Here is a 12,346-nt window from a genome sequence, read left to right as displayed (position 1 = left end):
ATATGTTTATGCCGACGCAGCGATCATGAAAGGCCATACCCACCGCCACGCGCATGCATGACGCGGCATAATCGAGGAGTCGGCATAATGCCTGTGAGAACGCAATCAGGCCATTTACGGTCGGCATAAAAAACTGGCTCTTCTATGACACGGTCGCTGGAGCGAATGCCGCGGCCAACCCGTATTCGCCGATCGACACGTGTAAGGTGAACAGCGTCGACCCGCACGCTTATCTGGTCGCGTTGTTCAAGGTACTCCCGCTCGCGCACAGCGCAGACAATTACGAGGCCTTGTTGCCGTGGCGGGTCGCGGCCTAACAGACTGACGCACGGTCAGTCGCCTTGCGTAAGCCACGTGGTTCATTGTGCGCTTACACTGCTTCTAAATGAACAAAGGTTCAGTTACCTGCGTGCAGGTCGAGTTGATGCGAAAGACCATTCCCGCTCCTGCATGCTGGCACCGCAGGACAGCCGACTGGCAACGGCGTGCCATGCCCAACCCGGGCGCCGGCTTACCGATAGACGTTTTCACCATGAAATCATCCACACCTAATTTCCGACTACCGCATCGGATGCCTCGGGCGCATCGCCAGTTCCGGTCACGTAAGTCCTCACTGCAATTGAACAGCGCGATCCAGAAACACTAAGCCGCTTTTACAGCGACGCGATCAACGTCGCACCGCACCCGGTCGGGTCCCCATGAAAGGCGACCGCTTTCCCGAGATGTTGGCGCGTGCTGTCCTTGGGCAAGATGGCGTAGGTGCCCTGACACTGCGGACACCAGGTCTTGTCGCCCTCAAGTGCGACGGGCACATCCATCACCTTGAAGTCATCGCTGGCGGTCGTCACATGCCCGCCGTGTGTCGTCTTGTCGTTCAGGCGAATCACGCCACGTCCAGCTTCATCTTTCATCTCTAGCCTCGCATTGTTCTTTCTGTCGCGTCGCCGGCCGGATGAAACCAGTGCCAACTCAGGTCCGTTTTATCCATTGCTTTCCGGAGCAACGCCGCTGAAAGTTTTGGGATGCTGGGCATCGGCACACGATCGATTCCATCCAGTCAGTTCGAATGAAGTCACATATTTACCGCCATTTTCCTCGTCGCGAATGCCGTAATTTATTTCGGGCTTCTCCACACTGAGAAAATTTTGACCGGTCTGCGACGGATCGTCTGAATGAGAAAGATAGATGAAGCGCGCCCTGACGGATCTCCCTGCCTCATTCCTATAAGTAACATACCCGCAGGTGAACCTGCGTTTGTAGTTCGGTGTTTCGCTGGATCCGTGCAAACCGGGAGTGGTTTCGTACAATCCGTCGAACTTGATATCCTTTTCGTTGGGCAACGCTGATCTGACTGCCGCCTCGACAACGTCGTCTGTCGAAGCGTTGCTTTGCGTGCAGCCGGCGAGCAAAGCAAGTGCAATAAATAGGGCAGCGATAGCGTCAGTTGCGAAGTTACTGCGTATCGGCTTAACGCTTGTTTGCATCATGCTTCGTCCTGTTTCGTTCTTCATCTTCAGGCTCGCGCCGCTGAGCGCAACTCAATGCCAGGCTTCTCAAGCCAGACTGCCGCATGATGCTCGCCGTCTTGCTCTCCAGTCCAGCCTTCGGATTCATCGGGTAGTCACCCCGCCCTCTCGCCAACACAGTTTCCGCCAACCAACGGGGGCACCCGTGCGTCGTTCGGCATACGGATCGTCTGGCACCACCGCACTTTGGCCCCGTCCAGCTTCGTCGTTCATTGCACCTCTCGCACAACGGGTGGCGCCGCATGGCCGGCCGGATTCTTGAGCCAAGCGGCTGCATGCTGCCTGCTGTCGTCCGTGTCATGCCATCCTTCGACCCGAGCCCTCGGATTGTTGGGATAGTCGCCGCGCTCTTGGGCCAACACTGTCTCCCCCCAACCAACCGGAGTACCGTGGCGAGGTTCTGTATAGGGATCGTCAGGTGCAATCGTGCTGATTTTTTCGATTGCCAACGGCCAGACGGGATCGCGGCTGGTTGCGTTCGCAACAGAGCGTAATACCGTGAACAGCAAGATCTGCGGCATCATCAGAATGCGAACGAATGCGGGCGCCCGCATTCCGAAACCGTACATCGAGAAGAGGAACGATTCGCGCAGCGTTTCATGCTGGGTATGGAACAGCATCGGTTTCGGCAATCCGTTCGGGCCGTCGTTCATGTACTTACACCAATAGTTCCATTGCGCCAGTGCCATCTCAACCTGCGCCTTGCCCGTCCACTCACGACCGATTGAGAACGCCCGGATCACATTACCCTGGTCATCAACGGCATAGTGGCGGATGTGAAACACCGTGCCAAACGGCGTGTCCTCGCGATGCAAGCAGAAGATCGAATCCCTGGCCCACGGCGCCTCCCATACGACATCGCCATCGCCACGCCCGGCGAAATATCGGCGTGTGCGGATCGAATAAAGCATTTTTTCGCCGCGATGAAAGCGGATCGGTCGGTAGCGAAGACCGAAGAAGAACCCGCGGACGACTTTCGATGCAATGAAAGCAAAGATTGTGGAAATGCAAAGGGCAAAAAAATCTCCGAATAGGCCACCTGCATCTGGATAACGCACCTCCGTGAGCCAGTACACATACGGGCCAATGCCTACACAGATAAATGCGAGAACTCCCCCGGTGATGTACCATTGCTTCTCGAGAAAGGACGGTTCGACAGCATCTATAAAGGTCGAATTGACGCAGAAGATCGAACCGAAATCCTGAATTTCTGGCCCCACTGGTCGGTCGATCGGCAATCGATGCGCCATGTCCCACTCGGGCACAGGTTTGCCAATACATTTTTTCATTAGGCGCTCGTCCATAGCTCAACCTCCTACTGCAGAGTTAAACGCGTTCAACTCTGCGTCGATTGAGCCATAGTGCTCGCCTTTGCTGAATTTGCAGCGCGAAATCCAATCCTTAATTGCCGCTGCCTTGAAAATGGCGATAGTGATAGCGACGAGAATGGATGCGATAAACACGATCCAGAACCCCGGAATGACCTGCAAATAAGCGCCGATGGCAAGGTAAGCACCGAGTACCCCGCTGCTAACATAAAGCCAACCCAATGTATTCTCTTTGTTGCCAAATGCTTCGGGAGCGTTCTTAAACAGATCAACCCCGGCTAGCACGATGCCTGCTGCAGCCCCCATCCCGCGGCCGATTTTGGCACCTCGTTCCGCCCATTCATCCACACCCGACCACTGTTTGGTGATAAATGCTGCGAGTGGGTGCGTGGGTCCCTTCGCAACCGTCTCCGACGCGGTCTCAATAATGTTCCCGACAATCGACGCGATGCAGCCTAACAATTTCATCGTCGCATCGCTCTTATTGAACTGATCGCTGCCCGCGAAGTCCTTGATGGCAAAGGTCAACGTGGCCATCTGGAAAATCGCCGTCGCCACGCCTTGATGGAACTCCACCGGAGCGGACGAACCCAGCCACTTCCGTGTGGTTTCCACTCCCGCGATCTTGATACCCCTGACCTCGCCTGCGTCGAGCTTTCCTGACCGAACCAGCGCGTCTGTGTCCAACTCGTAGGCCACTACATCGGGATTGGAGGGAGGTGTCCCCTTGACAACCTGTTTGGCGACCTGTGTTGCCGTAGCGCGTTGTTCGGTTCGGTCGCCATCCAGTTTCACGCCCAGCTCCTTTGCCTGATCCAGCAACCAGGTGCGCATCGCGACTTTGCTGACCTGCGACGGCTTGACGCGTACGCCAGCGTGCAGCGAGAGCCGGATCATTGTGAATCCCCACGCTGCGCCGCGCGTTCCCTTGGTGAGCGTCGCGACGATATAGTTGGCCGTAGTTACAACGAGCCTGTCACGCAGGGCGGCGGCGCCACCATTTTCGACACGCTTGAAAGCTTCCTTGTAGATATTCAGGAAGTTCTCGTACTGGATGTCCGAGCCATGTACCTGTGAGTCCGCCGCTTTTATCAGGTCGTCCTGATTGAACATTAGCGCACGCGCGTACACATTGCGGATGTTTGATGCCTGTGTACTGCCCAACCAGTCGTCGAGCACCTTTTTGCAATCCTCGGTACCCGCGGCGACGCCAATCGCCTGTGCACAGGATTCGCTGTAGGCAAAGCCACTGCGGATGTCCTTCACGTCGCTCACTCCGGCCATCCATTCGGCCAGCAATTGCGACTTTAACCAGTCTGCGTGAGCCTGAACAAGCGGTTGCCACTTGGGTTTAAACGCGGTCAGGGCATTCTGGTATTCCGTTTTGAAATTCCCCAATGCCTTTTCGTCCAGCACGCTCGTAGGTTTGCCGTCGGACCCCGTCTTCGTCGTTGCATCTTCCCACGCCTCGTCCTCCGATTTCTTTTGGGCGCCGGGAATGTCGTTCACGTTCCGTTCATCTTCTTTCAACGCCTGGTCGAAGCTCCCCTTCTTGGCCGCGTTGTAGAGGAACCTGAAGAGCCCTACGGCGTCTGGCGCCGGCTCAACGCCTGCCTTCGCATTAAGTGCATTAGCATCCGCGATTGTCTTCGATATTCCGTACGACATTCCGGTCATCTCGCGCGCGCGCCCCCGAATACCCGCCTCGGCTCGCTCAAGCAACTGCGCCGACATCCACTTCCAGTAGATATCCTGGTCGAAGCCGTTGTTCAGGTTCGGGACCGTGAGTTCCGCCAGGTCATTCGTAACGGCGACCGGATCGTTGACCGCCACGATAAATCCTTTCTTGAGCGGAGATTGAGCCATCGCGTCTCCGATGCGCTTTGCCAGATTGCGTTGGCGCAACTTGATCTCGTCTTTCGGTGCCCGATTGCTGAAGCCGAAGGCGTCCTTCATCGCCGTCTCGTCCATCGCAAAGTGTGCGACCTTCGCTTGAGATGCCTGAAACTCGCCAGTGTCGGTCGCACCTCCCGCTAGCATCGCTGGCACGTTGACGCACTGCATGTGCAGCTTGCGCCAGTTCGCATCCGAAACCTTCTCGACGAGCGCCTTGGTCCACTGCACGTTAGACCAGCCCATCCACAAATTCGTCGCTTCGTCGGCACCAGGAGTGTGTTCGACATCGATGCAGCGACCAAGCGACTCGAATTTGAGGTCGCCCGCCATCGCGCAACCACGTGTCAGTTCTTGCTCCGCTTCGCCCGGCGGTGGTCGCGTCCCGGGCGGGAAGCTCCACATGATTCCGTCCTCGAGCACCATGTAGGCGCGCAGCCGCTGACGCTTCTCGTCATAGGTGTAGAGATAGCCCGGGCGCAGCGAGCGCAGCGTGTATCGAGCAGTCGCCACAGACTGCGGAGCGCGGCCGTCGATTTTGAAATTGCCCGACAGGGATGGGGCTTTAGCTGCCCCGCGCGGACACGCGATCGCGTAGCGGACGGGATAGATCAGGAGCGATTTTCGATCACACAGGGGGCAAGAAGCTGTCATGTTTTGATCCTCTCCGCCGTCTGCAAGCGGGATGCCTGTCCAAAATGCTGAAAGTCGCCCGGCGTGAGGCGCGCCTTCACGTCGGGCCAGGTGATTTCGCGGCGGATGAGCGCCGGCCATGCCTCGTTGAGCGCCGGGTGCTGCTCAAATGCCGCGCCATACTGCAGGCAATGCCAGGCGTAATCCGCGAGATCGTCGGCGCCCATTGTTACGCCGCGCTGGACGACATCGCAGAAAATCCGATCGAGTTCAGCGGGCAGGTGCGTTGCCTCATCACCCGTGACGGATGGCAATCGGTTAAGCACCCGTGCCGCGATATCGCTGCGGTCGACGCGTGGCCACTGTTCGTGGCGCGGCCACGCCGGAACATAACCGTCGAGCGCGTCCGGCGACACGCCGGGTCCTGGTACGCTCCAGCGGTGACCCGCCCACGCGAACTGCCAGTTTTTGATTGGACCGAGCAGCGCCTGGCGTTGCGCGGTGTCGAAGATTGCCAGCGTCAGGCTCAGTACCCGCGGATCGTAGTACCGCCAGAAAACCGGCTGGCCAGTTGTGCCCGGCCCGACCAGATAGCGGGCGACGTGTTCCGCGAGGGTGTCGACATCGGCGTCGCTGTCAATCCATGCGCACACGACCGGCGGCCGTTCGGTCTCGATTTCATCCAGCCAGTAGCCGGTTGCTGTTCCACGCATATCCGCTGCAAGCGATTCGACGTCAAGGAGTCTCGGCATCAACTCCTCGCGATGCGCGAGGACGCGCGGCGTGCACGCACGCATGCCAAATCGTTTGAGGTCGGGCACGTGAACGAGCATCGCTGGCTCGATCAGCAAAAAACCACGCTCCAACGGGGTCGAGATTTCGGGAACGGGCAACATCGGTGGAATCATTCTGTTCATTCGAGGACTACAGGGCGATCGAAGCATTGCCGGCTTGAGCCGCGCCGCTCGACAACGAAGAGCAGAGATCTGCGCCTGGGAATTGCGCTGGAACGCTTTGCGGGCCCATAGTGCTGTGGCTACCGGCGTGAATCAGGTTGCTGCCGGGCGTAAACCCGTTCAACCCGTCCGCGCTGATAACAAACTGGCTGTTACCCGCAGTCAGCTTGATCCCTTGCTTCGCGGTGATGTTGATCCAGTCGGTCGTGCTGATCAGGCTGACGACTTTTTTAGCCAGTAACTCAAGTTCGTCGTTCTCCGCATGCACCTGCACCTTGCCGCTAGCTGCAATCAGCTTGATTCCAAGCTTGTGCACGAACAGGGAAAACTTCTCCGACACGCTCGCGAGCAACGACTTACCCGCGGCGATCGAAACGTCCTCCCCAGAGGTAAGCGCCACGTGCTGCCCGCTCGCAAGATGGGACGATCCCGGCGTGGTGATGGCAACGCCAGCAGAACTGGCAATAACGAGATAGGGATCGTTGAGTTCGGGAAATGAACCGCCGTTGCTGCTTCCGCCGCCACTCACGGTCCCACCACTGCCTTTGATGGCATCGTTCTGGGTCTTCAGCGCGTCAGCGACGCTTGACTGGTCCGCTCCACTATCCTGTGCCTGATATTGCTGTGCAAGCTTGCCCAACTGCCCATGCAGGGTCTGAGCCTTCCCGAGTCGATCGACAGGTTCGCTCACGTCCGACAGATGCGACTTGGCTTGCGGGCGAGGATCCGTGCTGATAAGCATGCCCTTGCCCGAGCGGATCGCACCCACGGCGTCCGTGCGCAATTCGAAACCTTCGCCACGCGCGTCCTGACGCCCCGCTGTGTTCTCGATACGGGTGACGTAGCCGAGCGAGAGTTGGCTGTTCTCGTGATCGCTGCGTAGCTGCGTCTGTATCTGCCGGGCCGTGTCGTCGAACAGGAGATGGTTGCTGCGGCCGCCGGCGGTGTTGCCGCTTGCTCCGTCCAACTCCCGCGAGCGGAACCCCATCAGCGCGCTCTGCGACGGCAACTGCCATGAGGGCATGTTCTTCTCGTTGCCGACGCGACCCGTGACGATAGGCCGGTCCGGGTTGCCCTCCAGCCACTGGACTATCACCTCCGAGCCGATTCTCGGGGGCGCGGCGCCGCCTTGCTCGCTGCCGCTCCACGACGAGGCTACGCGCACCCAAGTCGAACTCGTTTCGTCGCCCTTCGCGTCGCGGTCCCAGTGGAACTGGAGCTTGCAACGGCCATACTGGTCCGTGTACACGCTCTGTCCAGAGGGGCCGGCAACGGTCGCTGTCTGGGGTGCCAAGATGCGGGTGTCGACGCTGTTATAGCCCCGACCCGGGCGCCAAGGAATGCTGCGGCGGATGCAGATGATTTCATTGCTGTATTCCGCAGCCGTCTCTGTGCCCTGCAGATAGTTGTTCGACGCGACATGGCGCGCGGAGATGATGAGGAATTCGCTTTTGCTCGCGTCGCCTGAAACAGCGCTGCCGTAGTGGTCCGTCAGGCGGAACCAGCGCCCGGGCATCGCATAGCGGCTATTGCCCTCTCCCTCGAAGTGCTTGGCCGCTGCCTCGATTTCCTCCATCCTGCAACGCGCGACGTTGTCGCCATCCTGACCGGGCTTGAATCCATACGCGCCGGCATACTGGTAATCCTCGAGTTGCGGAACGCTTCCCTGCTTGTTGACCGTCGGCATGTCCACCGTGGCTGGACGCGGGTTCTTGAAGTCAAACCGGGAGAGCGCGACCTGCGTGGGCATCATTTGGCGCACTGGCGCCCAGTTTGCGATGCCATCTTCTTCCTGCGATCCGGCCTCGCTCTGAAAACGGACTTCGGCGCTTGGACCGTCAATCTGCGCTGCGTCCGCCGATGCGTCGGTTACCACCAGCTTGTGGCCGTCGCTCGTGTGTTCGTACCAGTACAGGTAACCCGCGGTTTCCCAGCGGCGGCTCAGATAGTTGTGATCGTCCTCGTTGTACTGGCATGCCATCGTCATTGACGGATCTTCGCCATGTACACGCCAGTCCCAGACCGGCAGGACTCCGTAGTCACCGAGCAGCGTTGATGTCTGGGCATGGAGATTCTGGTCGAGAAAGAGACGACTATTGCGACGCAGTTTCAGATATCGCAGCCACGGACCGATTTGCGCCTCATAATATGCGACACCACCATCGGTTTTGACGTGACGGAAAGCGAACACGTAGCCACTGAAATAGCGTAACGATCCATCCCTCCGCACGAGTTGGACGCTGAGCAGTTTGCCGATGAAATCCTTCAGTGCGAGTCCAGCATTATCGGAGAGGATCTCGACCGTGAACTCAAAATCGCGCGACAAAGCTTCCGTGCCTTCGAGCCGGTTCGCGAGCAATACCGATGCGGGCGCATCGTTATGTGGAAATGACAGGGTGAGAATGCGACCCTGCTGCCTGCCCGCCAGCAGAGCCTTGAAATCTTGAGCAAGATTCGACACGGCGATTCCTTTTTATTCTGCCCAAATCGGCGCCACGCGATTTTACCGACTCTTCAGACGAAAAGGTATCAAATTAGGTCAATCAGAAGGGCATCTATTAACGATGCAAAAATCCCTTCAATATGCATGCGACATACCGTGGAATTTTTACCGTTTAACAATTCGAGTAGGAAATTCTGCCTTTATCTAAAAGCTTGCAGTTGGCGTTAGTACACTCGAGCCTGCGCTCAATAACACGCAAGTGGTGCGCATGAATGGGGGACTAAGCATAAGCGATCGATAAATGACGCCTCTCTGCATAGAACGAAGATCTAACGGCCGATCATTCTCTGTACTCAATTGATCGATGAAGGCACGGAAAGGTCCGTTCTGAGTCTGTCTTCAGCCCAGTGGCCCGGGAGCCTCATGACAGATTTCTTGCAATCGAGACAGGACCAAGGTATTTTCGCAGGAGAGCAGGTAACTTCCTGCTCAATCGTAAAGGAAACAAGCATGGACGCTCGTCATTGGGTCAAGCAGGGAGGTCTTGGCGGTCTGTAATCGCCAACGCCTGTTTTTGCTTGTTTGTTTTGCACAATTTCGGCCAGGGCAAGGCGCCGAATTATTTTGCTTTCCATTTCGCATCTTGCAGGCCCCGGTAACTACGGCGATCTCATGAGGCGTATCGAAATGGAACAGGTCTACGAGTCGAACAACTTCCCTTCTACGATAAAGAGGAAATCCGCTTGGCGAGCAATTCACGCGCGACATGCCAAAGCAGATTTCAATAATTCCCATGCAGCTGAACCCAGCATGGACGTTCGAACGCATAGACGAATGACCCATCATGTATGACACGGTAGGCTATTCGCGATCTCTAGAGCCTGCCAGCGCGAAAACTGCGGCGTCAGTCGCAATTAGTCTTGCGGTCGACGCCTGCAATAGTGGCGGCACTTCATGTCTAAATAGGCCAGTCACATTACCTCAGTCCCACAGTCGCAAAACTGTGGCGCCAGTCGCAATTACTCTGGCGCCCTACGCCCGACACGGACGAACACTAAACATCAATATTCCCCGCCCGCAACGCATTCGACTCAATAAAAGCCCTACGCGGCTCCACATCATCCCCCATGAGCGTAGTAAAGATCCCATCAGCCGCAATAGCATCCTCGATCTGCACCCGAAGCAAGCGACGCACGGTCGGATCCATCGTAGTCTCCCAAAGCTGCCCGGGGTTCATTTCACCGAGGCCCTTATATCGCTGCTTCGAGATATTGCGTTCAGCATCCGCCAGCAACCACTTCATGGCAGATTTGAAGTCATTAACCGCCATACTCCGCTCACCGCGCTTAATGACAGCTCCAGCCCCGATCAACCCCTTAAACGTATTAGCGGTATTAATCAGCTGTTGGTAATCAGCGGTCAACTGGAAATCCTGATCCAGCACGGACACCTTCTGATTCCCATGATGCGTCCGCGCCACCTTCAGCGAGCGCAGTTCACGCACCGGGTCATACATCGTCGTAACGGTGACCTCGGGCTTTAACGCATCATCCCGCAGCTTGGCCTCAAGCGCCTTAGCCGAAGCCTCCGCCGCTTCCTCACTGGAAAGGTCGATCACGACCCCGTCCATCACCGCCTCGAGCGCCCCAGCGTCATACAACCGGCTCAGACGATTCACCACGGCTTGAGCAAGCAAATAAGCCCGAGCCAGTTCACCCAACGCATCGCCGGTAATCGCCGTCGCGTTCTCAGCCGGCACGAGTTCCGACCCCTGCAACGCCAGCTTCAGAATGTGAGCATTAACCTCGGACTCATCCTTCATATACCGCTCGTCCTTGCCCGCCTTGATCTTGAAGAGCGGCGGTTGCGCGATATAGATATACCCGCGCTCGATCATCTCCGGCATCTGCCGATAGAAGAACGTCAGCAGCAGCGTCCGAATGTGCGCGCCGTCCACGTCAGCATCGGTCATGATGATGATGCGGTGATAACGCAGCTTGTCCAGGTTGTAATCTTCCTTGCCGATCCCGCAACCCAACGCAGTAATCAGCGTCACAATCTGCTCCGAAGAAAGCAGCTTGTCATAGCGCGCCTTCTCCACATTGAGCACCTTGCCGCGTAGCGGCAAGATCGCCTGAAACTTCCGATCACGCCCCTGCTTCGCCGAGCCGCCCGCCGAGTCGCCCTCGACGATATAAATCTCCGACTTCGCCGGGTCCTTCTCCTGGCAATCCGCCAGCTTTCCGGGCAAACCGACGCCGTCCAGAACGCCCTTGCGACGCGTCATTTCACGCGCCTTGCGAGCCGCATCGCGCGCCCGCGCCGCATCGACGATCTTGCCGCAAATGATCTTCGCGTCGTTCGGCGTTTCCAGCAGGAATTCCTCGAGCGCCTTCGCGACCACATCTTCCACCGGCGCGCGCACTTCCGACGACACCAGCTTGTCCTTGGTCTGCGCGCTGAACTTCGGCTCCGGCACCTTCACCGACAGCACGCACGACAGCCCTTCACGCATGTCGTCGCCGGCCGTCTCGACCTTTGCTTTCTTCGCGACTTCGTGATCGGTGATGTACTTGTTCAACACGCGCGTCATCGCCGCACGCAATCCGGTCAGGTGGGTGCCGCCGTCGCGCTGCGGAATGTTGTTCGTGAAGCACAGCACGTTTTCGTTGTAGCTGTCGTTCCACTGCATCGCCACTTCCACGCCCACGCCGTCTTTCTCGCCGCTCACGTGGAAAATGTTCGGGTGCAGCACGGCCTTGTTCTTGTTGATGTACTCGACAAAACCCTTCACGCCGCCCACGAACGCGAAATCTTCTTCCTTGCCGCTGCGCTGATCGAGCAGGCGAATCCGCACGCCGTTATTCAGGAACGACAGTTCGCGAATCCGCTTGGCGAGAATGTCGTAGTGGTATTCGACATTGCCGAAGATCGTCGCGTCAGCGAGGAAGTGCACTTCGGTGCCGCGGTTTTCCGTGTCGCCGATCACCTGAATCGGCGACACCGTCACGCCGTCGATCTCTTCCAGCACGCGGTTCTGCGGCACGCCACGGTGGAATTCCATGAAGTGCTTCTTGCCGTCGCGGCGCACCGTGAGGCGCAGCCACGCCGAGAGCGCGTTCACGCACGACACGCCCACGCCGTGCAGGCCGCCAGACACCTTGTAGCTGTTCTGGTCGAACTTGCCGCCCGCGTGCAACTCGGTCATCACGATTTCAGCGGCGCTGCGCTTCGGATCGTGCTTGTCGTCCATCTTCAGGCCGGTGGGCACGCCGCGGCCGTTGTCGGTGATCGAGATCGAGTTGTCCGCGTGAATGATCACCTGGATGTCGTTGCAGTAACCGGCCAACGCTTCGTCGATCGAGTTGTCCAGCACTTCGAATACGAGGTGATGCAGACCGGTCCCGTCCGATGTATCGCCGATGTACATCCCGGGCCGCTTGCGCACCGCCTCCAGACCTTCGAGGATCTGAATCGAGGAGGCGCCGTAGCTGCTGTTATCGGGTTGCGAATTGTTCGTTTCAGTCATGGATTTTTTCCGGTTCTGCGTTACTGCAAGGTTGCTGC

7 protein-coding genes and 1 pseudogene are annotated in these 12,346 nt (G+C 57.9%); 1 reads left to right on the top strand and 7 read right to left on the bottom strand.

The window, feature by feature from the left end; all coding sequences use genetic code 11:
* Positions 1–83: 83 nt before the first annotated feature.
* Positions 84–317: pseudogene (locus BUE39_RS07005) on the top strand (transposase domain-containing protein); the annotation flags it as partial.
* Positions 318–653: 336 nt separating this feature from the next.
* Here the strand turns inward: BUE39_RS07005 and BUE39_RS07000 are convergent.
* The 7 genes from BUE39_RS07000 to gyrB form a co-directional block, all read right to left on the bottom strand.
* Positions 654–911, bottom strand: a complete 258-nt coding sequence (locus tag BUE39_RS07000) for a PAAR domain-containing protein (RefSeq protein ID WP_073427913.1) — start codon at positions 909–911, stop codon at positions 654–656.
* 69 nt (positions 912–980) lie between these two features.
* A complete protein-coding gene (locus BUE39_RS34055) occupies positions 981–1,511 on the bottom strand; it encodes a hypothetical protein (protein WP_143031914.1) in 531 nt (176 codons plus the stop codon).
* A 224-nt stretch (positions 1,512–1,735) separates the two neighbouring features.
* Positions 1,736–2,830 carry a DUF6708 domain-containing protein gene (locus BUE39_RS06995; RefSeq protein WP_073427912.1) on the bottom strand — a complete coding sequence of 365 codons (1,095 nt, stop codon included), beginning with the start codon at positions 2,828–2,830 and terminating at the stop codon, positions 1,736–1,738.
* Between the two features lie 3 nt (positions 2,831–2,833).
* Positions 2,834–5,401 (bottom strand): T6SS effector BTH_I2691 family protein, encoded by a 2,568-nt coding sequence (locus BUE39_RS06990; protein WP_073427911.1) that lies wholly within the window; start codon positions 5,399–5,401, stop codon positions 2,834–2,836.
* Positions 5,398–6,297 (bottom strand): DUF4123 domain-containing protein, encoded by a 900-nt coding sequence (locus BUE39_RS06985; RefSeq protein ID WP_084561367.1) that lies wholly within the window; start codon positions 6,295–6,297, stop codon positions 5,398–5,400. The genes BUE39_RS06990 and BUE39_RS06985 overlap by 4 nt, the downstream gene beginning before the upstream one ends.
* Before the next feature lie 7 nt (positions 6,298–6,304).
* A complete protein-coding gene (locus BUE39_RS06980; RefSeq protein ID WP_073427909.1) occupies positions 6,305–8,797 on the bottom strand; it encodes a type VI secretion system Vgr family protein in 2,493 nt (830 codons plus the stop codon).
* Between the two features lie 1,036 nt (positions 8,798–9,833).
* A complete protein-coding gene (gene gyrB, locus BUE39_RS06975) occupies positions 9,834–12,308 on the bottom strand; it encodes a DNA topoisomerase (ATP-hydrolyzing) subunit B (protein ID WP_073427908.1) in 2,475 nt (824 codons plus the stop codon).
* Positions 12,309–12,346: the final 38 nt, after the last annotated feature.

The organism is Paraburkholderia terricola, assembly GCF_900142195.1.
In the GTDB taxonomy this organism is placed as follows: Bacteria; Pseudomonadota; Gammaproteobacteria; order Burkholderiales; family Burkholderiaceae; genus Paraburkholderia; species Paraburkholderia terricola.
The sequence above is the reverse complement of the archived record's forward strand: the minus strand, read 5'-3'. Positions and strand labels throughout refer to the sequence as shown.

Coding starts and splice junctions, on each gene's coding strand:
- BUE39_RS06995 (WP_073427912.1), bottom strand. CDS start 2,830: ATGGACGAGCGCCTAATGAAAAAATGTATTGGCAAACCTGTGCCCGAG.
- BUE39_RS07000 (WP_073427913.1), bottom strand. CDS start 911: ATGAAAGATGAAGCTGGACGTGGCGTGATTCGCCTGAACGACAAGACG.
- gyrB (WP_073427908.1), bottom strand. CDS start 12,308: ATGACTGAAACGAACAATTCGCAACCCGATAACAGCAGCTACGGCGCC.
- BUE39_RS34055 (WP_143031914.1), bottom strand. CDS start 1,511: ATGAAGAACGAAACAGGACGAAGCATGATGCAAACAAGCGTTAAGCCG.
- BUE39_RS06990 (WP_073427911.1), bottom strand. CDS start 5,401: ATGACAGCTTCTTGCCCCCTGTGTGATCGAAAATCGCTCCTGATCTAT.
- BUE39_RS06985 (WP_084561367.1), bottom strand. CDS start 6,297: ATGAACAGAATGATTCCACCGATGTTGCCCGTTCCCGAAATCTCGACC.